The 24,835-nt window shown below is 67.6% G+C and carries 20 protein-coding genes, 3 tRNA genes and 2 pseudogenes; 15 read left to right on the forward strand and 10 right to left on the reverse strand.

The annotated features are described in order from the left end of the window. Nucleotides 1-698: 698 nt before the first annotated feature. From merA to ACZYZE_RS01955, 4 genes and pseudogenes are all read right to left on the reverse strand, one after another. Nucleotides 699-2,141, reverse strand: a complete 1,443-nt coding sequence (merA, locus tag ACZYZE_RS01940; protein WP_463905933.1) for a mercury(II) reductase — start codon at nt 2,139-2,141, stop codon at nt 699-701. Nucleotides 2,142-2,487: 346 nt separating this feature from the next. Next, complete coding sequence (locus ACZYZE_RS01945) at nt 2,488-2,799, reverse strand: thioredoxin family protein (protein WP_463906160.1); 312 nt, start codon at nt 2,797-2,799, stop codon at nt 2,488-2,490. A 99-nt stretch (nt 2,800-2,898) separates the two neighbouring features. After that, nucleotides 2,899-3,070 (reverse strand): annotated as a pseudogene (locus tag ACZYZE_RS01950) (YnfA family protein); the annotation flags it as partial. Nucleotides 3,071-3,308: 238 nt separating this feature from the next. After that, a complete protein-coding gene (locus ACZYZE_RS01955) occupies nt 3,309-5,948 on the reverse strand; it encodes an AMP-binding protein (RefSeq protein ID WP_463905934.1) in 2,640 nt (879 codons plus the stop codon). Nucleotides 5,949-6,417: 469 nt separating this feature from the next. Between ACZYZE_RS01955 and ACZYZE_RS01960 the strand changes: the two are divergent. Further along, nucleotides 6,418-6,699, forward strand: a pseudogene (locus ACZYZE_RS01960) (DUF1540 domain-containing protein); the annotation flags it as partial. Nucleotides 6,700-6,773: 74 nt separating this feature from the next. Here the strand turns inward: ACZYZE_RS01960 and ACZYZE_RS01965 are convergent. Continuing rightward, a complete protein-coding gene (locus ACZYZE_RS01965) occupies nt 6,774-8,216 on the reverse strand; it encodes an NCS2 family permease (RefSeq protein WP_463905936.1) in 1,443 nt (480 codons plus the stop codon). A 111-nt stretch (nt 8,217-8,327) separates the two neighbouring features. On the opposite strand from ACZYZE_RS01965, the gene ACZYZE_RS01970 reads away from it, so the two are divergent. Then, a complete protein-coding gene (locus ACZYZE_RS01970) occupies nt 8,328-8,924 on the forward strand; it encodes a copper resistance CopC family protein (protein ID WP_463905937.1) in 597 nt (198 codons plus the stop codon). 77 nt (nt 8,925-9,001) lie between these two features. Here the strand turns inward: ACZYZE_RS01970 and ACZYZE_RS01975 are convergent, their stop codons facing one another. After that, on the reverse strand, nt 9,002-9,628 hold the full coding sequence (locus tag ACZYZE_RS01975) for an NAD(P)/FAD-dependent oxidoreductase (RefSeq protein ID WP_459317924.1): 627 nt from the start codon (nt 9,626-9,628) through the stop codon (nt 9,002-9,004). Between the two features lie 493 nt (nt 9,629-10,121). On the opposite strand from ACZYZE_RS01975, the gene ACZYZE_RS01980 reads away from it, so the two are divergent. From ACZYZE_RS01980 to ACZYZE_RS02005, 6 genes are all read left to right on the forward strand, one after another. Continuing rightward, complete coding sequence (locus ACZYZE_RS01980) at nt 10,122-11,156, forward strand: universal stress protein (RefSeq protein WP_463905938.1); 1,035 nt, start codon at nt 10,122-10,124, stop codon at nt 11,154-11,156. 51 nt (nt 11,157-11,207) lie between these two features. After that, entirely contained in the window at nt 11,208-13,943 is a 2,736-nt protein-coding gene (locus ACZYZE_RS01985) for a PEP/pyruvate-binding domain-containing protein (RefSeq protein ID WP_463905939.1), read from the forward strand. Between the two features lie 13 nt (nt 13,944-13,956). Next, nucleotides 13,957-14,709 carry a hypothetical protein gene (locus ACZYZE_RS01990; protein WP_459317795.1) on the forward strand — a complete coding sequence of 251 codons (753 nt, stop codon included), beginning with the start codon at nt 13,957-13,959 and terminating at the stop codon, nt 14,707-14,709. A gap of 115 nt (nt 14,710-14,824) precedes the next feature. Further along, complete coding sequence (locus ACZYZE_RS01995; protein WP_463905940.1) at nt 14,825-15,973, forward strand: LolA family protein; 1,149 nt, start codon at nt 14,825-14,827, stop codon at nt 15,971-15,973. Between the two features lie 19 nt (nt 15,974-15,992). Then, nucleotides 15,993-17,009 (forward strand): ABC transporter ATP-binding protein, encoded by a 1,017-nt coding sequence (locus ACZYZE_RS02000; RefSeq protein ID WP_463905941.1) that lies wholly within the window; start codon nt 15,993-15,995, stop codon nt 17,007-17,009. 103 nt (nt 17,010-17,112) lie between these two features. Next, complete coding sequence (locus tag ACZYZE_RS02005) at nt 17,113-17,892, forward strand: ABC transporter permease (protein ID WP_463906163.1); 780 nt, start codon at nt 17,113-17,115, stop codon at nt 17,890-17,892. Between the two features lie 150 nt (nt 17,893-18,042). Here the strand turns inward: ACZYZE_RS02005 and ACZYZE_RS02010 are convergent, their stop codons facing one another. The 3 genes from ACZYZE_RS02010 to ACZYZE_RS02020 form a co-directional block, all read right to left on the reverse strand. Further along, the gene (locus tag ACZYZE_RS02010; RefSeq protein WP_463905943.1) at nt 18,043-18,504 is read right to left on the reverse strand and encodes a metallopeptidase family protein; all 462 of its coding nucleotides are present in this window, start codon (nt 18,502-18,504) and stop codon (nt 18,043-18,045) included. 21 nt (nt 18,505-18,525) lie between these two features. Continuing rightward, nucleotides 18,526-19,518, reverse strand: a complete 993-nt coding sequence (locus ACZYZE_RS02015; protein WP_459317791.1) for a DMT family transporter — start codon at nt 19,516-19,518, stop codon at nt 18,526-18,528. Between the two features lie 98 nt (nt 19,519-19,616). Continuing rightward, the gene (locus tag ACZYZE_RS02020; RefSeq protein ID WP_459317790.1) at nt 19,617-20,498 is read right to left on the reverse strand and encodes an ArgP/LysG family DNA-binding transcriptional regulator; all 882 of its coding nucleotides are present in this window, start codon (nt 20,496-20,498) and stop codon (nt 19,617-19,619) included. 69 nt (nt 20,499-20,567) lie between these two features. Between ACZYZE_RS02020 and ACZYZE_RS02025 the strand changes: the two genes are divergently transcribed. The 5 genes from ACZYZE_RS02025 (at nt 20,568) to ACZYZE_RS02045 (ending at nt 22,381) form a co-directional block, all read left to right on the forward strand. Next, nucleotides 20,568-21,170 (forward strand): LysE/ArgO family amino acid transporter, encoded by a 603-nt coding sequence (locus ACZYZE_RS02025; protein ID WP_463905944.1) that lies wholly within the window; start codon nt 20,568-20,570, stop codon nt 21,168-21,170. Nucleotides 21,171-21,216: 46 nt separating this feature from the next. Beyond that, nucleotides 21,217-21,855, forward strand: coding sequence for an FMN-binding negative transcriptional regulator (locus ACZYZE_RS02030; RefSeq protein ID WP_463905946.1), 639 nt, complete (start codon nt 21,217-21,219; stop codon nt 21,853-21,855). Between the two features lie 159 nt (nt 21,856-22,014). Continuing rightward, nucleotides 22,015-22,087: transfer RNA gene (locus ACZYZE_RS02035), tRNA-Glu, on the forward strand. 96 nt (nt 22,088-22,183) lie between these two features. Then, a tRNA-Asp gene (locus ACZYZE_RS02040) sits at nt 22,184-22,257 on the forward strand. Nucleotides 22,258-22,305: 48 nt separating this feature from the next. Then, a tRNA-Phe gene (locus ACZYZE_RS02045) sits at nt 22,306-22,381 on the forward strand. A gap of 135 nt (nt 22,382-22,516) precedes the next feature. Here the strand turns inward: ACZYZE_RS02045 and ACZYZE_RS02050 are convergent. Continuing rightward, nucleotides 22,517-23,371 (reverse strand): lipase family alpha/beta hydrolase, encoded by an 855-nt coding sequence (locus ACZYZE_RS02050; protein WP_459317787.1) that lies wholly within the window; start codon nt 23,369-23,371, stop codon nt 22,517-22,519. Between the two features lie 271 nt (nt 23,372-23,642). Between ACZYZE_RS02050 and ACZYZE_RS02055 the strand changes: the two genes are divergently transcribed. Next, nucleotides 23,643-24,098: a hypothetical protein gene (locus ACZYZE_RS02055; protein WP_463905947.1), complete on the forward strand. Its 456-nt coding sequence runs from the start codon at nt 23,643-23,645 to the stop codon at nt 24,096-24,098. 125 nt (nt 24,099-24,223) lie between these two features. Continuing rightward, complete coding sequence (locus ACZYZE_RS02060) at nt 24,224-24,760, forward strand: hypothetical protein (protein WP_463905948.1); 537 nt, start codon at nt 24,224-24,226, stop codon at nt 24,758-24,760. Nucleotides 24,761-24,835: the final 75 nt, after the last annotated feature.

Here is a 24,835-nt window from a genome sequence, read left to right on the forward strand (position 1 = left end):
ATCGACGTGGACATTTGCGGTGTCTGACCCGGGCCCGGCCGGCCTTTCACTGCTCACAAGATCTGGAGCTGAGGTATCAAACGCATGTTCGTGTGGCAAATGGTCGGCACTGGCTAAAGCGTGCGATTGACTTCTGGCGTCTACTCCTGCGCCCGCGTGCATCCCGGCCAGACAGGTCACCGCAGAGCAGGCAACCACCAGAACCATCGTGATCACAGCGGCGACAACTCGCAGCGACAGACCTGATCGACGCAGGTTAGAGCCGTCAGCAAGCCCGCCCACATGCGCCCCCTCTGCTCAATTGACGCCATCATACTGGACTGCGGGCCCGCACCGACCCTTCCCCGACAGCCGGGGCCTGGCGGGTTTGGCGCTCCCCCATGACCGCTACCGCCCTCGCAGCTGCCAGTGGGTGTTCTCATAGACGAAGGATTCCGAGAAAACATCGAATCGGGAATCCCGGGGTCGATGCCTCATCGAAGTGGCGCGACGTCCTGCCGCGGAAAATTGGCTCGACGAAGTGTCAGTTTCAGAAGACGTCTGCACGGAATGTCAGAAGTCGTCGGCACTGCTCATCCAAACATGAGCAACGAGAGTGCAAGGTCGATGCCGCTGTCCGGTGAGGTCAGGCGGTCGGTGAGTTGGATGAAGTTAGTGGTTCATGGCGGGTCTTTGTTCCGGTGTGGAGGAGGCAGGGGTCAGGATGCGCAACAGGAGAGTTTGGAGACATCCGTGGTGAAGGACTGGGCCGCGATCTTGATCCCCTCGGCCATGGTCAGGTAGGGGCTCCACAGGTTCGCCACCTGCTCCACCGTCATCCCGGCTTCCAGGATGTAGACCCCGGCCGCGGCCAGGTCCCCGGCGTCCTGCGCGACTGCAGTGATTCCCACAATCCGCCCGGTGTCGGCGTCGGCGACGATCTTGATGAAGCCGCGGGTGTCCCTGTTCACCAGGGCCCGGGGGACGTATTCCAGAGGCAGGACCCGGCACTCGCACCGGATGCCGGTCTCGTTGGCTTCCTTGTCGGTCATCCCGACCGCGGCCAGGGCCGGGCTGGTGAAGGTGACCCGGGGCAGGTGCCGGTAGTCGACCTCGCGGCCGGCGTTGTTGAAGGCGTTCTCCGCCACCAGGGAGCCGTGGGCGGCTGCGACGTAGACGAATTCGCGGTGCCCGGTCACGTCCCCGGCGGCCCAGATCCGTTCGTTGGAGCTGGCCAGTCGGCTGTTGACCAGGATCTCGCCGCCGTCCCCGGTCTTGACGCCGACCGCGGCCAGGTTCAGGCCCTCCGTGACCGGCCGGCGTCCGGTGGCGACCAGCAGCCTGGCGGCCCGGAATTCCTCCTGCCCGCCGGAGACGGCCGCGGTCGCGACGATCCCGCCGGTGGACGGGTCCCTGCGCACGGAGGACACGGCCGCGCGGCGGACGACGCGGATACCTTCGTCGGCGAAGACGCCCATCAGGGCGCGCGAAGCATCGGGTTCCTCGGCCGAGGCCAGCCGGGAGCGGACCAGCATGGTGACCTTGGACCCGAGCCGGGCGAAGAGCTGGGCCTGTTCCAGGGCCACATACCCTCCACCGAGGACCAGCAGCGAGTCAGGGACCTCCTCCAGTTCCATCGCCGTGGTGGAGCTCAGGTAGCCCGTGTCCTGCAACCCGTCGATCGGGGGCGCCCACGGAGCCGACCCAGTGGCCACCAGATAGTGCGCGGCCCTTACGGATTCCCGCGTCCCGTCCTGTCCGGTGATTTCCAGGACGGGATCGTCCTGGGTGCCGGCGAACACGGCATTGCCCTGGCGCAACTCCCAGCCATAGTCCGCGATCAGGTCCACGTACTTATCCGAACGCATCGTCTCCACCAGGGAACGCTTCCCACCGATCAGCCCGGCAATGTCCACCGGCCCGGCTGAGGTGCTGATGCCGGGGAACCGGCCGGACGCGTCCAGGGCAACATGCCTGGCCTCTGCCGCGGCCAGGAGTGCCTTGGACGGCACGCAGCCGGTGTTCACGCACGTGCCGCCGACGGTGGAACGCTCGATCATCAGGACGCGTTTGCCGAGGTTGGTCGCCCGGATCGCGGCCGCGAATGCTCCGCCGCCCGATCCGATGACGGCCAGATCAAAATCAGGTGTTGGCTCGGACATGAAATCCTCCAAAGTCTTACAGCAGCTACGTCCCGAAATACCCGCAACAGTGCCTCGTGTATGGTTCTGCCCCAAGTCTGCACCTTCCAGCGCGGGGGAAGGTCAACAGGCTGACTCCGCTCTTCCGGCCCCGTTGTCATTTTCAGAAGTCGTCTGCACGGATTGTCATAAGTCCTCTGCACTGGGCTATCGGCCACCGTCGAGTTGGGTGGCTCAGGTTTGAGTCCGACGCCGTAGTGCGACCCAGAGTCCGCATCTCCGGCAAATGTAGGCGGGTTCGGCGCCGAGGGCATGGAGCTTCCTGCGCTGCATTGTCCGCCCGCAGCAGGAACACCGACAGTACGTGTCAGAGGCCATGGTTCGTGAGCGCTTCCATTACTTGATCAACCGTCGGCGCACCCGCATGACCACCGGGCGTGCGGTAGATCCGGCATGCGATATCACTGCTTGGCGCGCCGCCGGGGAAGATATCGGCCCCGTCTGCTGTGATCGTAGGCGAGCCGTCAAATCCGGTCCCGGCGGTATCTGCAGAAGACTTTATGCGCCGCAGATGGACCGGGACGTCTTCGCGCCCCAGGACGGCCAAGGCAGCTTCGACCTGTTCTAGCGCTTTTTCTGTGTTGGGGCAGTCATCGATGTGGAGCAGTTCTATTCTCATACGGTCATTGTTCCTGTCCGGGTCTCGGCCTATTTTGCGGCGTCGGTTAGTTTCTGGCGGAAGTCTTCCTCGCTGTTGAGGATGAGCTTTTCGCCGTCGAGCGTCAGGCTGCAAGGTCGCGGCGAAGCCGTAGATCCCCAGAGCCAACGACCCCGAGCGCGGCCCACCACCATTCCTTGCCTTCGCGGACCGCCTGCCACACGAGCCACGCCCCACCAATTTCTGCGGCGGCTGCCAGTACGAACAGCAGGATCGTTTTTGCAATGGTCACGCATTCATCATGTCAGTGCGTGGCGTCCAATTCGTGCGGGACGATTCGGGCGGCGAGGTTGTCTGCGCCGGGGACTTCAGCGACACCGAGCCCGGCACCGAAGGCATCTCAGTTCCTGGGAAGTGGGCCACTGCCGGCGATCGAAAAGGCGTGTGGCCGTATAGGGCTCCTTCATTGGACAGGTCGGGACGGGTTGGCCGGGCCTCACGTATGAGCGAAGCCAGGACGAGAAACCCGCTTACTGCGGATGGATTCGAGGGCGCGAGTTTCGCCTTCGCCACGAGAACTGAGACAAACGGCCTAGCCGGCGTTCTGCCCATCCCATTGCCCTGGTGCTCACGGCCCAGTAGAGGACTCCCGCTGCCAGGGACGCGGCGACGGCCAGGCCCTTCTCGGCCGGGTTGACGAGCGGGTAAACCAGCCAGTGGGTGACATATATATACAGGGAGGCGCTTGCGAGCAGGGCGGTGAGCCGGTGGAGTCCGCGCGGGATGGGCAGGGTGGCCGCCCAGAGCAGGATGAGGAACCCGGCCAGGATTGTTCCGGTGCGGTAGGGGTCGTCGAAAGACTGCGGGATGGTGAACAGGGCAATGGCCGCTACGGTGGCCCGCTGCCACAGTGCCCGCGACGCGGCTGCGGCCCAGCCCAGACCGAACAGCCACAGGACGGGGCCCTGCCCGGGATAGCGGCTGTCGACAAGGTCGAAGAGCAACGGCAGGTCAACGGCGATCAATGCCAGGGCGAAGGCCCACGGCCACCTTCGCTGGGCGCGGTCAGCGGCTGGAATCGCCAGCAGGACGGCGAGACCCAGCAGGATATGGACCAGGATCTCAATAAACCAGAATCGGGAATAGTCGGTCCATCCTTCTGGACCCAGCAGGGGGTTCAGCAGGAAAACATTGGCCCACGCATAGGTATCCGTGACCGCGAAGGCGAAGCCGATGACCGCGACGCTGGGTACGACGACCCGGGCAACGCTGCGCAGTTGCCGCCGGAGCCGGGCACGGCGAGTGCCTGAGAGCTGGAAGCGGGCGAAGTTGTAGCCGGCGACGGCGATGAGTACATGGGCGGTGCCTTCCCAGTGGAAGAAGCCGATGTGGGTGGAGACGATGAAGATGATGGCCACGGCGCGGAGCACAATGCCTGTTTCCATTGGGGCGAACATCCGCCGGTACCAGTTGCGTGAGATGCGTGCAGCCCGTCCGGCCGGGCTGCCTGCGGACTCACCTGCCACAGCGGCCGCCCCCGGAGTCTGGGGGCGGTGAGGGGCAGGCGCAAGTTCGCAGACGGGCATCAGGTGCCAGCCCTGCGGGATGTATCCGAGCGCCCGCTCCAGCCGGACCGATGCTGCGACGTAGGAAAGTGAGTCGCCACCTAGGGAAACGAAGGTGTCCGTGTCAGCGATGTCTTCCTGTTCAAGGACCTCTGCGAAGATTCTCCGCACGTCAGTCGGGTGTTCTCCCTGCTCGCGTGCGGGATCCGTGCAGCTGGCGCGGTCGCCGTCGGGGCTTGCCAAGGCCAGGACAGCAGGATAATCAGGCTTTCCGTTTGCCAGGCGTGGAATCTCCTGCACAGTCCGGAGCTTGACTGCGGCGCGCGGGAGGCCCAGGTCTTGGGCAAGGGCCTTGGCCACCAGATTGAGGTCGTTGTTGCCTTCCACCGCCGCGACTACTGCGGTGTCCGAGCCTGCAACTACAGCGGTGAGGCCAAGGTCGGCAAGCAGCCGTTCCACCTGGTCCAGGTCTACCCGCAGACCAACGATCTTTGCGAAGCGGCTGCGCCTGCCGACGATTTCGTAGAGGCCACTGGATCCACAACGGGCCAGGTCGCCGGTGTAAAGCTCCCTGGTGACCCGTCCCAGTGCAAGGTCTTCGGGCTGTTCGGCATACCCCAGCATGACATTCGGCCCGGAGTACACGAGCTCACTCTCATCCAGCCCGGGGACGGGCTCCAGCCGGAAGGACCCACCGGGCACGGCCACGCCAATGGTGTGCGGATACTCGGCCGCCAGGTCCGGGGGAAGGTACGCCATGCGAGCCGTGGCCTCGGTCTGGCCGTACATGACAAACAGGTCCCAGCCCTGCCGCCGGCCCAGTTCCGCGCAGAAACGTACCCGGTCCGGATCGAGCCGCCCGCCGGCTTGGGTAATGTAGCGCAGGCTGGGTAGCTCCATGTGCTCAAATCCCACCTGGTCGAGCAGATCAAAGGTGTAGGGAACGGCGGCAAAGGATGTGACTTTCCCGGCGCGGGCCATCTCCCAGAAACACGGGTCCACCACGGACAAATCCGTCAGGACCAGGGACGCTCCCACCAGCAGATGGCTGTTGACAACACTCATCCCATAGCAGTAAGAGAGGGGAAGGGTGGTGGCTGCCCTGTCGCCGGAGTGCAGTTGCAGGTACTGGGCGATCGCTGAGGCATTGGCCTGCACGGAATCACCGGACAGTCGAACGAGTTTGGGCGAACCGGTTGATCCTGAGGTGCTCAGCAGCAGCGCCAGCTCCGGGTGCAGTTCGTGCCGGGCTTCCTCCCGCCGCACGTCCAAAACCGCCTTACCGTCCGACGCACGGACCACGATGTCCGGATCGTACGCGTCCAGGAGCGTGTTCGCCGCTGAACCACCGCCTGCAGGAAGGATTAGGAGCGGATTCCCGGATGAAAGGGCGGCGAGGTAGACCACCAGGGACGCTAGGGTGTTCTCCACCTCAAGGCCAATCAGCCGCCGGGCGGATCCGAAGGTTCGGGCCATGTTCTCAACGCGGCCTGCCAGTTCGCCGTAGCTCACTGATTGGTCTTTGGTCCTGATGGCGATGCGGTCTCCGAAGCCAGCCAGCGTGGCGGCGAACGGGACCCGGGCCAGCTCCGGTTGTACAGTCACGCCCTGCACAATATAGGTAAACCTAACCTAACTCAAATGGATGTACACCTTGCTCCGGCATGGAGCGCCTGAGTAAGTCAACCTTTTTTGGCCCCGGTCTGACGGGTATTTTTGGCCCCAGTCTGCAGGTTCGCCTGAGATAAGGGGAACGGCTGCTAGTCGTGGTTCCAGACTCTGATCGGGGACAGCATCAGCAAAGGGACGAGCAACGGCACCCCTGTCGGACAGGTTTCGCCCCCCGGCAGATAAGCAACACCACGTCCGGGTAGCGATCTCCTGCTCCATCGGCAATATGACACACACGCCAACAACCGGGCACTGGGCACGGCCGGCCCGTGATGAAGCTGCGCCCACAAGATCCGGGAAATTAGGGCACACAATTGGGTCTTTTTGATTGCGCCGGACTGGCCTACCGCGGCCGTAAGGAGCCGCCCGCCCGGGCAGCCGAACCACGGAGGATCTTCCCACGACGACGCACGTAGCCGACTGCAGCGTAACCAATTGCTCCTTCAACGACCATTCAGCCTGCAACGCCGCGGCAATCACCGTCGGCGGAACTGAAGATCATGCCTCCTGCTCTACCTTCATCGACACCGGCACCCACGGCGGCCTGCCCAAGGTCCTGGCCGACGTCGGGGCCCGCCAGCGCTCCGAATGCATCCACAACGACCACCTGATGTGCCAGGCAGCCGAAGTGCAGGTCGGCCCGGGCGCTGACAACGCCGATTGCCTCACTTACGCACACAGATAGGGGTCCGCGCCTGTGCAGTCGACTTCTGAAAACGACAGAAGTGCCATCTCTGCCGGCGACCGGGACCGAAAGGGTCAGTGCATCCCCAGGGCGGCCTCGATCGGGCCGATCGCGAAGAACAGCAGGAACGCCGCGGCGACGGCCCACATCAGCGGGTGCACCTCGCGGGCGCGGCCCTGGAAGGTGCGGATCAGGACGAAGGTGATGAAGCCGGCGCCGAGGCCGTTGGCGATCGAGTAGGTGAACGGCATCAGGGTGAATGTCAGGAACGCCGGGATCGCGATGCCCCAGTCCTGCCAGTCGATCTTGCCCACCTGGGAGACCATCATGAAGCCGACGATGACGAGGGCAGGTGCCACGGCCTCGAACGGCACGAGGTTGATCAGCGGGGTGAAGAACATGGCCACCAGGAACAGCAGGCCGGTGACGATCGAGGCCAGGCCGGTGCGTGCGCCCTCGCCGATGCCGGCCCCGGATTCGACGTAAATCTGGTTCGAGGAGACCGAGGCGCCGCCGCCGATGATCGCGCCGAGTGCGTCAATCTGGAGCACACGGTCGACGTTGGGGATGTTGCCGTCCTTGTCGATGGTGCCGGCCTCGGTGGCCAGGCCCACCATGGTGCCCATGGCGTCGAAGAAGATGCTCAACAGGATCACGAACGCCAGCAGGGTGGCGGCCACGAAGCCGAGGTGTTCAAAAGCGCCGAAGGGGTTGGCCTTGCCGATCAGGGACAGGTCCGGGGCCGCCCATTCGGAGAACTTGGGGGCCACGAGGGACCAGCCCTGCGGGTTGTAGGTCTTGCCGTCGAAGCTGGGACCGATGTGCAGCGTGAATTCCAGGATCACGGACAGGATGGTCGAGGCGACGATGCCGATCAGGATCGCGCCCTTGACCTTGCGGACCACGAGGGCGATGGTCAGGATCAGCCCGAACACAAACACGAGGGTGGGCCAGCCAAGGAGTTTGCCGTCGAAGCCCAGGCCGACCGGGACGGTGGTCCCGGCGACATCCGGGATGCGCCGGACAAAGCCGGCGTTGACGAGTCCGATCAGGGCGATGAACAAGCCGATGCCCACCACGATCGCGGTCTTCAGCCCTGCCGGGACGGCCTTGAAGACGGCGGTCCGGAAGCCCGTGAGGACCAGGATCAGCATGGTGATGCCCGAGAGTACAACGAGGCCCATCATGTCCGGCCAGGTCAGTCCGGGATTGGTGGCCACCGTGACGGCGACGAAGGCGTTGACGCCGAGGCCGGTCGCCAGCGCGAACGGGTGCTTGGCCCAGGCTCCCATCAGGATGGTCAGGATGCCGGCCACGAAGGCCGTGACGGCGGCGACGGCGGGGAATCCGAGGGTATTGCCGGAGGAATCGGGGCCGGAGAGGATCAGCGGGTTCAGCACCACGATGTAGCTCATGGCGAAGAACGTCGCGAAGCCGCCACGGATCTCGCGCGAGACGTTCGACCCCCGCTCGGAAATCCTGAAATACCGGTCGAGTGCAGAGCCCTGCTTGAGCATTGGTCCTCCGGGAGACGTGGGTGGTTACTTGAATCCTATTGGGCGCTACCGGGGCCGCCGGCCCATTTCGCCTAGTCTGTAAGCAAGCCAACACTAGGAGTAGCCTTTTCCATGCGCCTCATCCGACAGCTTCTGAGCGCCCTGCTGGGTGCCCTCATCCTCGCCGCCGCCGTGCTCGGTGCCGTGGCCCCGGCCTCCGCCCACGACGCCTCCGAGTCCAGCAGCCCGGCAGCCGGCGCCACGGTGCCAACGCCGCCGGAGAAGGTTTCGGTGACCTTCAACAAGGCCCCGCTGGCCCTGGGCTCGCAGATCCTCGTCAACGACGCGGCCGGAACCAACTGGGCCGACGGCGGCGTCGAGATCGTGGACAGCGTCGCCTCCCAGAAGCTCAAGTCCGGCGCCCCCGCCGGGGTGTTCACCGTGGTATGGCGCGTGGTCAGCTCCGACTCCCACCCGATCGAGGGCAGCTTCACCTTTACCGCCACGGCCGGGGTGGCCGGCTCGACGGCGGGGGCAACTGTCCCCACGCTGGGCACCGCCCAGCCGGGCATCACGTCGACGCCGGAGCGCTCGGCGAACGCGTCCGAGCCGTTCCCCTGGAGCATCGTGATCTTTGTCGGGACGGCCGTGGGCATCGTGGTCGTCCTGGGCCTGATGGCTAAGCGGCGCCTCGGCGGCCCCGATCAGAACGGCCCCGAAGCTGAATAGAAGCAATACGGGGTCACTTCGCGCCCATCCGGCGCCCTTTGATGGGCCGTAACTGACCCCGCGTTGCAGTAGGGCTGTCAGGCCGGCGCCGCCAGGGCGAATCTCCCGGCCAGGACTGAGGGCACGCCGTCGGGGTGGACTTTGGCCGAGATCGCCTGGCCCACTACCTTCGCCTGGCGGAGAACTTCCTTGGGCGTGGGGGTGATGAGGTCGCCGACCCCCACGAGGTACATCCCGAGCGCGTGCATGGCTGCCATCAGGTTTTGCCCGGCGGCCAGGCCCAGTTCGGAGAGCATCCGGCGCAGCTGGCTGTGGGCGCAGCGGGTCAGGACGAGGTGGTCCGCCAGCAGGACCCCGCCGGGGGTGCGCACGGCCCACCGCTGTGTGGGGCCGCTGACGCCGGCCTCGAGGTGATCCAGCCGCTGCGCCCGGACGTTGTTGCGGACATCGAGCTTGTGGCTGCTGGCGTAGTTCCGCAGGTGCCGCAGGATTTCGTTGCGCTCCCTGAGGGTGGCGGCGTCGGCCGCGTCACAGCGCTGGAGCGAGGAGGTGTTGGCCGGGTGGCCGGCGCCCAGCAGATCCAGTCCGTCCACAATGATGGAGTCCACGCCGCGGCGCTGCAGTTCGCTGGCAACGGCCAGGCCCGAGAGCCCCGTGCCGATGACGATGGCGGTGGTCCGTTCGATACCCCCGGCTAGCGGCATGCTCGACACTGCAGGGTCCTTCCTCGAATGATGCCAACCTCGGGGCCATACCCCGAAGGCGATCCGTTTGCCCGGTCCCAACGTAGCCCCATTGCGGAGCTTCGTACTGAAAGACGGGTCTCGGTTCAGCAATGCCTCGAAGACTACCTAAGATTCGCCGCCTTGGATAGAGCCAACGAAACGTTGCTTGAGCAGCGGATTCCCGGGGTTTCCGCCGGGGGCAAGGGGCTCACAACGCCGTCATCCCGTGCCTTTCAACGCTCATCAAACGCAATGTAAACACTGGGTAAAACCCTGGCCCGGGCGCCGGCGCGGGCCGCCCGGGATGCCGCTTGCCAGTTCCCGCCAAACCGAGAATAGTGGGGAAAACCAGGGGTTTTGTAGGCCGATTCCGGGGAACGTGGCCGGTGGATGCCGGCCGAGGACCCTGTACACGGGCACCTCTGGCAGAATAGCCGCAACATCAGGCAAGAATCGCGAGGAGGCGGACCCCATGGGCCGAGAACAGGTGCATCCGGATCCGGCAGCGGAGCCCGACGGCGAGTCCGTGGCTCCCCGGGGGATCGTGGTTGGTGTGGACGGCTCGGACCACAGCCAGTGCGCCCTGGTGTGGGCGGCCCGCGAAGCCGAACGCCGCCGTCGCCCGCTGCACATTGTGACGGCCTATTCGGTTCCCATCTTCGCCGCTTCAGGGCTCGACGGCGGCTACGCCACCGTGGACGATTCGGTGATCCGCGAAGGCGCGGAGGCCATCCTGAAGCACGCCGTGAACAAGGTCGCCGGCTACAACATCGACGTCGATGCCTCCGTCGAAAACGGCGATGCTTCCGGTGTCCTGCTGGAAATGAGCGAAACCGCAGAGCTCCTGGTCTTCGGCACCCGCGGCCGCGGCGGATTCGTGGGCAGGCTGCTGGGCTCGGTCAGCAGCGCGCTGCCGGCCCACGCCAAGTGCCCGACGGTCACCGTGCCGCTGATTTGTGCGGACCGCCTGGGCGAAACCACGGATGACAAGCACGTCAGGGCCGAGCAGGCAAAGACCGGCCATGTGCCGGTCGAGAACGTTGTGGTCGTGGGAGTGGACGGTTCCGAGCAGGCCCGGGTGGCAGTCCTGGAGGCGGCGGCCCAGGCGGAACGGCTCTCGGCGCCGCTCCGGCTCGTCTGTGCCGTGCCCCAGTACAGCGGTTCGCTGGCCTGGGTACCCGCCCCGATGGACCGCGAGGCATTGTTCGCCGACATTAAAATCCAGCTCGACGCCGGCCTGGCCTGGACGCGGAGCCACTTCCCGCGGCTGACGGTCGAGACGCAGCTTGTGGACGGCTCTCCCGTCGACATCCTCGTCGAGGCCAGCCGGCATGTGGAGTTGCTGGTCGTGGGAACCCGCGGCCGCGGCGGCTTCGCCGGAATGATGCTGGGCTCCACCACGGACGGCATCCTGCACCACGCGAAGGGCCCCGTCATGGTGGTCCCGGACAGGGACGATCCCCGGCTGGCGGACCGGGCCAGCTTCGGCCCCATCCTCGGCGACTAGGCGCACCGGGACGCCCAGACCCGTCCTTCCGCGCCGAAGGGAGGCCTGCCGATGGAACAGTTCCGCAGCACGGACACGCCGGGTCACGCATCACTGCCCGCGCTGGTACTCGTGCTGGAGCTGCTGAACAAGGACATGCTCCCCCGGGCGGGCGGCAAGGCGGCCAACCTGGGTGAACTGCTACGGGCCGGGCTGCCGGTTCCCGCCGGATTCTGCCTGACCACCGACGCCTATCGGCGGGCCATGGCGTCCGCGGGGCTGGAGGCCATCCACGCGGCCCTTTCCGCGACGGCCGCCGACGAGCTGCCCGCGCTCGCGGGTCTCGCCGGCAGCGCCCGTGACCTGGTCCTGGCCGCCGCCGTCCCCGCCGACATCGCCGATGCCGTCCGGAGCGCCTATACGGCGCTCGGCGCCGACGTCCCCGTGGCGGTGCGGTCCTCGGCAACCGCCGAGGATCTGCCGCTCGCCAGTTTCGCCGGGCAGCAGGACACGTACCTGAATGTCGTCGGCTCGGAAGGCGTGCTGGCCGCCGTCCGGCAGTGCTGGGCGTCGCTGTGGACCGACCGGGCCGTGAGCTACCGGGCAACCCACGGCATCAGCCCCTCGACTGTGTCCCTGGCGGTGGTGGTCCAGCGCATGGTGGATGCCGCCGTCGCCGGGGTCCTGTTCACGGCGAACCCGGTGACCGGAAGGCGGCACGAGGCCGTCATCGACGCCAGCCCCGGACTCGGCGAGGCAGTGGTTTCCGGGGCCGTCAATCCGGACCACTTCGTTGTCGACAGCGCCAGCCAGCGGATCCTCGAACGCCGGATCGGCAGCAAAGGCCTGTCCATCCGGCCGTTGCCCGGCGGGGGAACGGAGCGGATCGAGCAGCCCGCGGGCGGATCCGCCCCCTGCCTGGACGACGCCGAGCTTGCCGCGCTCGAATTATTGGGCCGGCGTGCCGAAGTGCACTTCGGCTCGCCGCAGGACCTCGAATGGGCTATCGACGGCGATGGGGTGCCGTGGCTGACCCAGTCCCGCCCAGTCACCACCCTGTACCCGCAGCCGGACAAGCCGCCGGCCAAGGAAGGGCTGCGTGTCTACCTGTGCTTCAGCCTCGCCCAGGGCCTGACCCGCCCGCTGACCCCGATGGGGCTGGCCGGCTTCCGGCTGATCGCCTCGTCGGTGGCCCGGGCGGCCCACTTCGAGGTTCCCGAACCCCGTGACGGGCCCTCACCGTATCTCCAGGCCGGCCAGCGCCTGTTCTTCGACCTGACCCCCGTGGTCCGCAGCTCCGCGGGCCGCGCGATCGTCCCACGCGTCTTCGACGTTATGGAGTCCCGCTCCGCCGTGGTGCTGCGCAGGCTTTTCGAGGATCCCCGGTTCTCGGTCACCATCAAGTCCCCGTTCCGGGTGCTGCGGCACGTCGCTCCCGTGGCGGCCCGTGCCAGGGTCCCGGAGTCGCTGCTGCGCGCGCTCTTCCGCCCGGAGGCGGCCCTCCGTCACCTTGAGCGGTTCGGTGAGCGGTTCCGGGCCGCCCTCGTGGTGCCGGCCGGCTCCACCCCGGTCCAGCGGCTTGACCACGCCGAGCGCATCCTCGGCCAGGAGCTCTTCCCCGTGGTACCTAACGTGCTTCCGCTGCCAGCCCTGGGCTTCGCCCTGCTGGCCGCCGCCGGCAAACTCCTGGGCCGCCGCACTGAACCCGGCGAGCTGCAGGCGGTACTGCGGGGGCTGCCCAACAATGTGACCACCGAAATGGACCTGGCGCTCTGGCGGCTCGCCTCCGCGGTCCGGGACGACGCCGGATCCGCCGCGGTGTTCGCCGATGAGCCGCTGCCGGAGCTGGTCCGCCGCTACCGGGACCGCGGGCTTCCCGCCGTCGTGCAGTCCGGGCTCGCCGGCTTCCTTGACCGCTACGGCCACCGGGCCGTGGCCGAAATCGACGTCGGGATGCCCCGCTGGTCCGATGACCCGGCGCATATCCTCGGCGTCCTGGCCAACTATCTGCGGCTGGAAGATCCCGCCCTGGCCCCCGACCGGCAGTTCAGCAAGGCGGCACGGGAAGCCGAGGAGAGTGTGCGCAGCCTCATCGCCGCGGCGGGGGAGCGGAGCCGGCTTCGCGCCGCCCTGGTGCGGGCCGCGCTGAAACGGACACGGCTGTTTGCCGGGCTGCGCGAACTGCCGAAGTACCACATCGTGGAGGCCCTGGCCTCGGTACGCGAGCAGCTCGCCGCCGTCGGAACCGAGCTGGCCGCGACGGGATGTATCGACGACGCCGGTGACGTCTATTTCCTGGACCTGATCGAAGCCCGGGCAGGTCTGAACGGCGCAAAGCTGCACGGCGTCGTGGCGCAGCGCCGCACCGCCTATGAAGAGGAACTGGGCCGCCGGCACATTCCCCGGGTGCTGCTCTCGGACGGCACCGAGCCCGAAGCGCTGAACACCGGTTCCGGCGTTACCGGAGGGGCCGGTACGGGTGTCCTCACCGGCACCCCGGCATCGGCCGGAACAGTCACCGCCCGGGCCCGTGTCATCATGGACCCGCAGGGGGCGCAGCTGGAACCCGGCGAGATCCTGGTGGCGCCGTCCACTGATCCGGGCTGGACGCCGCTGTTCCTGACCGCCGGCGGACTCGTGATGGAGATGGGCGGACCCAACTCCCACGGCGCCGTCGTCGCCCGCGAATACGGGATTCCCGCCGTCGTGGGCGTGCCCGACGCCACCTCCAGGATCGCCACCGGAAACAACATCACGGTCGACGGGGCCGCCGGCACCGTGACGCCCGACGCCGGGCCGCCGGCCTAGCTAGAGTGGGGCCATGAGCGATCAGCACGGCACGGGCGCGCCGACGCCGGGCGGGACTGAGGACGCCGCGCCGGTAGCCGCACAACGCGCGCCGCTGCCGCCGGCAGGGAACGACGACGCCTGGCTCCCCGGCTGGCTGGTGCGGCACCCGCTCACCGCAGGCTGGGCCTGGACCGGATTCTGGGCGGCCCTGATCATGGCCGACGAATTCGTCGACCTCGCGGGCTGGTCCTGGTACGTGCTGGTCGGAATGGCTGCGCTGCCCACCCTGCTGGCGACGCTCACCCTGCTGCACGCGACGCCCCGAAGGTACCTTAAGCCGCCGCGGGACTCGGTGCTGGGCCACTTCTTCGTCCGCTTCCTCGCCCTGACGGCGGCGTTCCTCGTCTGGGGCGTGTCCGTGGTCATGAGCGCCTCCATCTCCACCACCATCCAGTCGCTGGTGGGGACCAACGAACAGGCTTCGGAACGGGAGGTCACCTCCTTAGGCTTCCAGTTGCTGGTGGCCGCGATTCCGCTCGTGGTGTCGGTGCTGTGGCTCGCCTTCATCATCCGCTGCGCCTGGTTCCTCCGCCGGCTGCGCGGCTGGAAACAGGACCCGGCGGGCGCCCGCGTGCCTAAGAAATTCCTCCGCGGCAGGCCCCGGCTGCGGCGGGTGCTGATGGGGCTGGCCCATCCGGGGCTGCTGCTCATCGCCGGGCTGGGCACGTCCGTTCTCGCACTGCTGCTCGGTGCTGTGGAGCTGACCCTGTCGGTGCTGCCATAGCCGGCCCGGATCAATCGCCCGGAGGAGGTGTTGCCGGCACCAGGCAGGCGTACTGTTGAACCATGAGCTGCAAAGTTGGAGCGCGGTCCCTGTGACGCGCAAATGGTTGCGCTGGATGCCCGCTGCGGCCGTCCCCGCTGTGATCGCCGCCGGGGTGCTGGTGGGCCCGCTTCCGGCGAGCGCCGGGGATCCGCTGCCGGCCAAGACCCCGCAGCAGGTGCTGCTGATGATCGCCCAGCATAACGAGAAGGCCCTTTCCGGAAGCCTGGAGCAGACCTCCGCTATCGGCCTGCCGCCGCTGCCGAAGACCGGACCGGGCGGGGTCTCCTCCGACACCGCCTGGCTGGAACTGCTGACGGGTCCGCACACCGCCCGGGTCTACCTCGACGGCCCCGAGAACGCCCGGGTGCAGGTCATGGACAGGATGGCGGAACGGAATGCCGTCCGGCACGGCAATGAGCTCTGGTTCTACAATTCCAAAGACAACACCGCGGCCCACGCGCAGCTTCCGGCCGATGCGGGTCAGCGCCACGCTGCCGGGGACCTGCCCGGTCCCGGTACCATTCCCACACCCGGGGACCTGGCCGCCAAACTGCTTGCCAAACTCGACGCCTCCACCGACGTGAGGGTGGGTGCGGACGTCCAAGTGGCCGGACGGGCCGCGTACAACCTCGTCCTCACCCCCAAATCCACGGCCACACTGGTGGCCTCCATCGCGATCTCCGTCGACGGCGCCAGCGGGCTGCCGCTCGGCGTCGAACTGAACGCCCGCGGACAATCGGATCCCGCCTTCAAGGTGGCATTCACGAGCCTCAAACTCGAGGCCCCCGATTCCTCCATCTTTGAGTTCACCCCGCCGCCCGGGGCCACCGTGAAGGAGATTCCTGTTCCGGAGCACAAGGCCCATGCCGCCACACCGCCGTCGGGCATGTCACCCGAGGCGAAGGACGCGGCGCGGCCCAGCGTCACCGGCACCGGCTGGGAATCCGTGATCGGCTTCCCGGCAGGGACCGTGGCGATGCCCGGCCAGGCAACGGACCAGGCTCCCGGCCCCGCGGCGGGGAACCCGCTGGAGCCTGATCCCTCGCTGCCAGGCGGGCCGGCGTCCGGAGCCGCGTCCTTGTTCGAACAGGCCGCGGTTGCCGTCCCGGGCGGGCGGCTGGTGTCCACCTCGCTGCTGAATGTGCTGATCCTCGACGACGGGCGCATCTTCGCCGGCGCCGTCCCCCTGGAGCGGCTCCAGGCCGCAGCCGCACCGCGGTGACCCGCCCGGTGACCGCCGAGTGACCGCCGTCGCTCCGGCCACGGAACTGAGCATCGAGACCACAAATCTCAGTAAACGCTTCGGCCGTCAGCTGGCCGTCGACGGCGTGGACCTGGCCGTGCCGAAGGGCTCCGTTTTCGGGTTCCTGGGCCCCAACGGCTCGGGCAAGACCACAACCATCCGGCTGATGCTCGGTCTCGCCGCGGCCACCGGCGGTTCCGTGCGGCTCCTGGGCCAGGAGATGCCACGGCAGCTGCACGAGGTCCTGCCGCGGGTGGGTGCCCTCGTCGAAGGCCCCGCGTTCTACCCGTTCCTCTCCGGCGCCGCCAACCTGCAGCGCTTCGACGCCGCGGACCCGCTGGTCCCCGCCGCCACGCGGAAGGCGCGCGTCCGGTCGGCGCTGGAACGCGTGGGGCTGACGCACGCCGCGGACAAGAAGGTCCGGGCCTACTCGCTGGGCATGAAGCAGCGGCTCGGCATCGCCAACGCCCTGCTGGCACCCCGCGAGCTCCTGGTCCTCGACGAGCCCACCAACGGCCTGGATCCGCAGGGCACCCGGGAGGTCCGCAGCCTGGTGCGCTCGCTCGCGGCCGACGGCGCCACCGTGTTTGTGTCCAGCCATCTGCTGGCCGAGGTGGAACAAATCTGCACCCATGCGGCCATCATGAGCGCCGGCCGGCTGGTGGCCCAGGGGACCCTCGCGGAGCTGCGCCAGGCCGGGCAGGCGCGGATCCGCGTGCTGACGCCCGACCCGGGCGCCGCGGCCCGGGTGCTGGCCGGTTTGGGCCTTACGGTCGACGGCGCTTCCGGCAACGGATCTGCCGCAGGTTCCGGCGCCGCAGGGCCCCTGAGCGCCGGCGAAGTGCTGATTGCGCCTCTCCCCGCGACGTCCAACGGCGGCGGCGTGGCATCCGAGGATGTGGTTGCCGCCCTCGTGGCTGCCGGCGTCCGGATCCGGGGCTTCGCGACGGAGCAGGCCAGCCTGGAGGAGCGCTTCGTGGCGCTCACGGGGGAAGGCTTCGACGTTGTCCAGTGACACCTCCCGTGGGCGCGCCGCCGAATCGTCCCCCGGACCGGCCGGCCGCCCCGTCGCGCGGCCGCACCACTGGGGGCGGGGGCTGCTCGCCTCCGAACTCGGGATGCTCTTCCGCCGCCGCAGGACCTGGGCCATGCTTGGTGCGCTGGCGGCCATTCCGATCCTGATTGCCGTGGCGGTGAGGGTGTCCTCGGCGGTGCCGGCGGGACGAGGCCCGGCGTTCCTGGACCGGATCACCCAGAACGGGTTGTTTGTCGGCGTCACCGCGATGCTCGTCTCCGTTCCGCTGTTCCTGCCGCTGACAGTGGGCGTGGTGGCGGGCGACACCGTGGCCGGCGAGGCCGGGCTGGGAACCCTCCGGTACCTGCTGGCGGCGCCCGCGGGCCGGGTCCGGCTCCTGCTCGTGAAGTACGCCGGAGCGGTGATGTTCGCCGTCGTGGCCCCGCTCGTGGTGGCCCTGGCCGGCGCCGCCATCGGTGCGGCGCTCTTCCCGGTGGGGCCGGTGACGCTGCTTTCCGGTGACGCGATCGGGGCGGGCGAGGCGCTGCTGCGGCTGCTGCTGATTGCGGCGTATCTCGCCGTCTCCCTGATGGGGCTCTCGGCGATCGGGCTGTTTCTGTCCACGCTTACGGATGTTCCGGTGGGGGCGATGGCGTCCACCGTGGTGCTGTCGGTCGTCTCGCAGGTCCTCGACGCCCTGCCGCAGCTGGACTGGCTGCACCCCTGGCTGTTCAGCCACTACTGGCTGGACTTCGCCGATCTGCTCCGCCAGCCCGTCGCCTGGGAATCATTCGTTACCAACGCCGTGTTGCAGGGAGGCTACGTCGCCGTGTTCGGGGCGCTCGCCTACAGCAGGTTCGTCACCAAAGACGTGCTCTCCTAGGCGCCAGGGCGGCCACCGCACCAATGACCTGGACCAGCACGACGGCGGGGAGGGCGGCCAGGACGGCGACCAGGCGCTTGCGGTGCAGTGCCAGTGGCAGAGCCCGGGATGCCGTGTGAGTGGCTGTGGCCGTGTCCCATGCCTACACGGTTAGCCCCAGCCGAGCTCATGCAGGCGGTTGTCGCTGATGCCGAAGTGGTGCGCGATCTCGTGGACCACCGTGACGGTGACTTCCTCGATGACGTCCTCGCGGGATTCGCAGATTTCCAGGATCGGCCGGCGGTAGATGGTGATGCGGTCCGGCAGGGAGCCGGCGTCCCACCACGAGTCCCGCTCGGTCAGCGGCACCCCTTCGTAGAGTCCCAGAAGCACGGTGTCCGGGTCCTCGCCGGGCTGCGGTGTGTAGTCGTCCTCGATGAAGATGGCCACATTGTTCATGGTCTTGGCGAGTTCCGGCGGGATCCGGTCCAGGGCGTCGCTCACCGCGGCGTCGAAATCGGATTCCGACATCGGGAACGGGGCATGAGTATGGCCGGCGCCGTTCCCGCCACCGTCCGGGCTGTCCGGGTCATCGGGGACGATGGGCAGGCCGGGCGGCAGCGAAGGGGACATAGCTGAACTGTAGCGCCGAAACTAGCGGGACCGGCGCCGGGTCAGGGCCACGCCCACGAGGCAGATCGCGCCGCCGACCAGGCCCCAGACGGTCGGGATCTCGCCCAGCACCAGCCAGGAGATCAGGATTGTGGTGCCCGGCACCAGGTACGTGGTGGCGGCGAGCCGGCCGGCGTCGATCATTGAGAGCGCGTAGGCCCAGGTGGTGAAGGCCACCGCGGTGGGGAAGACGCCGAGGTAGACGAGTCCCAGGGTGGCCGGCAGCGGCGCCGCCTGCAATTCGGTGATCAGCTGGCCGCTGAAGGGCAGGCAACAGACGGCGCCCACCATGATCCCGAACCACGTGGCCTGGGCCGCGGGGAACTTCCGCAGCACCGGCTTCTGCACAATCACGCTGACCGCCGCGAGGGCCGCCGCCAGCAGGCACAGCAACACCCCGGCGGCGTCCGCCGTCGAGCGCTGGCCCGAACCGAGCGCGATCACCGCAACCCCGCCGAACGCCACAAGACTGCCGATGATCAGCCAGCGCGGGAAGCCCTCCTTGAGGATCGCCCCGGCCATGATGGCGATCAGGATCGGGTTGACGTTGATCAAGAGGGCAGCGGTGCCGGCGTCGAGGAGGTGTTCGGCGGCGTTCAGCGCGACGTTGTAGCCGCCGAACCACATAACGCCGTACGCCAGGATGGGCCACCATTCGCGGCCCCGGGGGAAGTTGCTGTTCCTTAGGAGCTTGGGCAGCACCACCAGGCCCAGCACGACGGCGGCAATCGCCAGCCGCCCGAGGGTCAGGGAGCCGGGGGAGAAGCTGGGGCCCACGGCCCGGATCCCCACGAATGCGGAAGCCCAGAGGACCACGGTGACGATGACGGCGGCGATGCCGATCCGGCTGATCTGGCCGGGCTGAAGGGTCTGTTGTGCGGGGAGCGGGGCCGGAGCGTGAAGCGGCACTTCGTGGGTGCCGTCCGGGTGCGTGCTGTCCGGTCGGGGGGAGCCTGTCTGGGCGGTTGTTGCCATGCTGCCAATCTAACCCGTGCAACGGCCCGGGGACTGGCGGAAATCGGTCACGTCTAGTCGAGTTCCTGCCAGCCGCGGTGCGCCCGTCCCCGGCGGGCTCACAGGAGCGGGCGGGCGGCTGCCTGGATGGCCGCCGCGACCTCATCCAGGGCGGCCGATCCGTGCCGCCACTGCTGCCAGTGGAGCGGCACATCCACGTGCGCTGCCGGGTCCAGCGAGGCCAGCGTACGGCGTTTCAGCTCGTCCGCGACCTCAATTTCGGGGAGTAGTCCCCACCCCATTCCCCAGCGGATGGCTTCGCCGAACTCGTGGGCAGCCGGGACGTAGTGCCGTGGCGGCTGGAGGGCTTTGCGGCTCACCCTCCGCAGGTAGCGGTCCTGCAGGTCGTCCTTGCGGTCGAAGACGATGACAGGGGCGATGGCGAGCGTGTCCGCCGTCGCCCCGCCGGGAAACCACCGGGCGGCGAAGTCCGGTGTGCAGACCGGCAGGTAGCGCATAATACCCAGGCGCCGGGAGGAGCAGCCCGGAGCCGCCTTCGCCGTGGTGGTGATGGCAGCGGCTGCAGCCCCGCTGCGGAGGAGTTCCAGTGAGTAGTCCTGATCCTCGCGCAGTATCTCCAGCTGGACCGTGCCCGCCACCGCGGCCAGGCCGGGCAGCGCCCAGGTGTGCAGGGAATCGCTGTTGATGACCAGGCAGAGCCGGACGCTGGCTGGCGGAGCGCCGGGCTGCAGCTCCCCGGCCAGATCGGCGGAGAGCATGTCCAGCTGCCGGGCGAAGCGCACCACCGCGTGGCCGGACGCGGTGAGCTCGACAGGACGGGTCCGTTTCAGCACCGGCCGGCCGACGGCGACCTCGAGGGCGCGGACGCGCTGGCTCACCGCCGACGCCGTGATCGAGAGGTGGCTGGCGGCGGCCTCAAAGCTTCCGTGCGCCATGATGGCAGCCAGGGTCCGGGCCTGGTCAGGATGGATATCGATCATTAGCCCATCTTAGGTTGGCCAAGAATAGTTAACTGGTTTCATGTAGCCGCGCCCGTTAGCGTGGCTTGTGTGATCCTCTCTCTCGTTTCGGGCCTGGCAAGCGGGCTGTCCCTCATCGTCGCCATCGGTGCGCAGAACGCCTTCGTGCTCCGCCAGGGCGTCCAGCGCTCCCACGTGCTCCTGGTTGTTGCCGTGTGCGCCGTATCGGACCTTGTGCTGATTGTGCTGGGCGTGGCCGGGGTGGGCGTCCTCATAGAGCGGGCGCCCGGCGTTCTCGAGCTGGTGCGCTGGGCGGGGGCCGCCTTCCTCCTGGCGTACGGAGGGATGGCTGCCTGGCGGGCCATCCGCGGAACACAGGCGGCCCAGCTGGCCGTCGGTCACAAGGGGACGTGGGCGGCCGCCCTGGGGACCTGCCTGGCGCTGACCTGGCTGAACCCCCACGTCTACCTGGACACCGTCCTGCTGCTGGGGTCCCTGGCCGGCACCCACGGCCCGGACGGGCGGTGGTGGTTTGCCGCCGGCGCGGGACTCGGCAGCATGGCGTGGTTCGCCGCCCTCGGCACCGGAGCCCGGTTCCTCGCGCCGGTGTTCGCCCGGCCCGGCAGCTGGCGTGTGCTCGACGGCGGAATTGCCCTGGTTATGGTTACCCTCGCCATCATGCTCGTAGCCTGAGATAGTCAGCCGTCCCGCACAACAGCTCTGAAAAGGAACCCCACCCATGTACGTCCCTTCACATTTCGCCGCAGACCAGGACACCGTCAGGGATCTACTGTCGAACCCCGGGGCGGCCAACCTGGTGACGTCGACCGAGCGCGGACTGCTCGCCACCCTGCTGCCGTTCGTCCATGACCCGAAGGTGGGCGAGCACGGAGCGCTGCTGGGCCATGTTGCCCGCAACAATGAACAGTGGCTGCTGCCGGCATTGGGCGACTCCCTTGCCATTATCCAGCGCTCCGACGCCTACGTTTCCCCGTCCTGGTACCCGTCCAAGGCCGAACACGGCCGGGTTGTCCCAACGTGGAACTACACCACCGCGCACGTTTACGGCAGGCTCGTCATCCACGACGACCCGGCCTGGGTTGAAGACCTGGTCCGGCGGCTTACCACGCTGCATGAAGCATCTTCGGACCGGCCCTGGACCGTCGATGACGCACCCGCCCGCTTCGTCGCCGGCCAGCTCCGGGCGATTGTCGGCGTCGAACTTGTCATCACGCGGGTGGAGGCGAAACAGAAGCTCAGCCAGAACCGCTCGGCGGCCGACACCGGCGGCGTCATCACGGGTTTGCGGGCCACAGGCGACCTGGCTTCGGCGGGCGACGTGGAGCGGGCGCAGCGGAACTCGATCCGGGGGACCTGAGCGCACCCGAAAAGTGGCGACCGCCGATTTTGGATAATTCGGGGGTCTGCCCTTATAGTTTTATAGTCCAGTTCGGAGGAACTCGAAAGGACAAAAATGAACGGCTTAGGCCCTTAGTTTTTGCCCCTTTTTCAGTGGTTTTAACCGGATGGCGTTCTGGCCCCCATCGTCTAGCGGCCTAGGACACCGCCCTTTCACGGCGGCGGCACGGGTTCGAATCCCGTTGGGGGTACGCAGGGAACTGGTCAGTCCGGATGTGAAAGTCTGGTAGGCTAAAGGCCTTGAAAATTTGCGGTAGCGATACTGCAGAGAAGCAAGAAAATAGCAAGGCCCTGTAGCGCAGTTGGTTAGCGCGCCGCCCTGTCACGGCGGAGGTCGCGGGTTCAAGTCCCGTCAGGGTCGCTCTGATTGCCAGAAGAAATTCCGGCTGTCATGGTGACACGTCACCTAGGCTCTGTAGCTCAGTTGGTAGAGCGTTCGACTGAAAATCGAAAGGTCACCGGATCGACGCCGGTCGGAGCCACCACTGGGAAGCATCAGTTCTTCGGAACTGGTGCTTTTCTTCTTTAACGCCACCGGCTGCTCCGTAACTGTCCTTATGGCGGGCCATAGGGCGGTAACGAAGCAGCCAGTTATTCGGCCAGGAGCCAGGCAGACGTGCTTAGAGGCAGGCGGGCTGGAAGGTGCGCTGTGCCGGGGCTGCCTCCTGGGCGAGGGCGTTGGCAACCCACTGCTGGACCACGGGGTCGTTGGGCGCCTGGTCGTGTTCGATCGTGTCCAGTGGACATTTGTCCTGGATAGTGACGTTGGTGACCTGGCTGGCATCCCCGGCCAGGAACTGGCTCTGGTACGGTGTCACGACCTCGTCATACCGGGTGGAGATGACTGTGTAGGACGGTCCGCGGACTGTGTCGCCGATGGAGTTCAGTTCCGTCAGGAATGCCGAGTCCGCCTGCTGGTCAAGACACGCCTGGCACGCGCCGCCGGCGGTGCCCACCGCAGGATCGAGTGCCCCCGGCGGCGGAACGATCAGGGTCTGCGTCCCGTGGTTAGAGGGGGCGATTCCCACGAGGTGGTTGACCTTTTTGGCGCCCCCAAGGAAGCCCATGTAGTAGCGCGGCATCATCCCGCCCTGGCTATGCCCCACAAGGTCGACCTTCTTGGCGCCTGTGGCCGCCAGTACGCCGTCCACGAACGGAGCAAGCTCTCCGGCCGAGCCGTCGATGGGGCCTGTGGCGTCCACTCCGTTGGTGGTGCCGTAGTTCAGGGCGAACACGCAGTAGCCGAGGTCTTTCAGGTACGGAGACATCAAGGCCCAGTTCTTGGCCATGCTCTCAAACGTCCCGGGTACCAGGACCACAGGGTAGGGGTGCTCGGCGGAGGGCTTGCAGGACCAGTCGTTGGCGCCGGGCGGGGAGACATCCACGGTGCCGGCGGAAGCGGGGGAAGTGGCCGTCAGGCCGGACAGCAACAGGGCCAGAACGGCCCCCATGAGGGTTTTCTTAGGCGCTGACACGGGCATCTCCTTTGATGGGCAGTGGGTCCGTATTTTGCGGTGCTATGAACCAGGTCACAATCAGACCCCCTATATTACCCACTGGTAACTTCTGCTGTCCATCCCCGCTCGGCGGCTCCTGGGCCGAGGTCTTCCCCTGCTGGCCCGGAACTCCGAGTGGGGCGTGGGAGCCAACCGGGCTAGACTCGCACGCTGGGGAAAGAACGCCAAGGCCGCCAGCAGCCTGAACGGGCCGGCGGTGCAATCTCAACCGAAAAGTGATTCCTAAAACGTGATCCTGAAGAATATTGCACGCCCATTGACCGTCACCGCCCTCCTCGCCTCCCTGGCCCTTACCGCCTGCTCGGCGCCGGAGGCCGGCAGCACGCCTTCCTCCGCGGCGGCCACTTCCGCTCCGTCGTCCGCGGAGGCGACTCCGAGCAAGTCCTCCGGCCCGTACGGAGAATTCCCGACGGCGGCCGCTGCGTGCGCCAAAATCTCCGAGCAGGCCGCCGGTGCCACCCTCCTGCCGCTCTCTGCAGCCCAAGGCAAAACGGCTGAACTGGAGCAGGCCAAGGCGGAACTGGCCCGCACGGCGGAAATGGTCCCGGACACCGTCAAGGCCGACTTCGCCACGCTCAGCCAGACGGCCATTGCCGGGGTGAAGGACCAGACGGTCTTCTCCAGCGGGAAGCTCCAGGACGCCATGGCGCCGGTGCAGGGCTGGCTCGCCGCGAACTGCAAATAGCGCCGATACCCGCCGAACGCCGCCGAACGCCGCCGAACCCGGGCTCCCCGGCCCTGTTCAGCGGTGTTGCCGCGGCGGTAGCCTGACCCTGCCGGGTGTCACCGGAATTCCGTGAAGGGGCAGGCATGGGACAGTTCGCGTCGCAGAAACGTCGTTGGGGCTCGATCGCGGGGGCCTTGGTCTTGATACTGGCACTGGCCGCGTGTTCGGGACCGGCACAGTCTGGCCAGGCTTCCAGCCAATCGCCAGCCAGCCAATCGCCGTCGTCCGCCTCCGCCCCGCCCGCGCCCACGGCGACGCCGGACACTGCCGCTCCGGACGCTGCCGCCCCGAGTGCCGGGAGCGGCGCCAGTGCGCCCGGGGGCAGCGGGCTGGGTGGCTTCGGCAACATCGCCGAGGCCTGTGGAGCGGTCAGCGCCACCGTGCTGTCCGTGCTGGTCCTGCCGATGGCCGCGGCCACCGGCAAGGACACCGCCGACGTCGAAAAGGCAAAGGAGGCACTCGCGAAGATGCAGGGGCAGGTGCCCGCCGAGCTCAAGGACTCCTTCGACAAGCTGAAGTCCATCGCGGACGATGCCGGGCAGGACTTCGCCAGGTTCAACAGCGAAGAGTTCGATCAGTCCATCGCACCGATCGATGCCTGGCTGCAGGCCAACTGCTGACGCAGGTGCGCCGAAGGATCCGCCCTGAGACCGGACTTTGCGGCGTTCCCTGCGCCAAGCCGCCACCTTGTCGGG

It is taken from the genome of Pseudarthrobacter woesei (assembly GCF_055412745.1).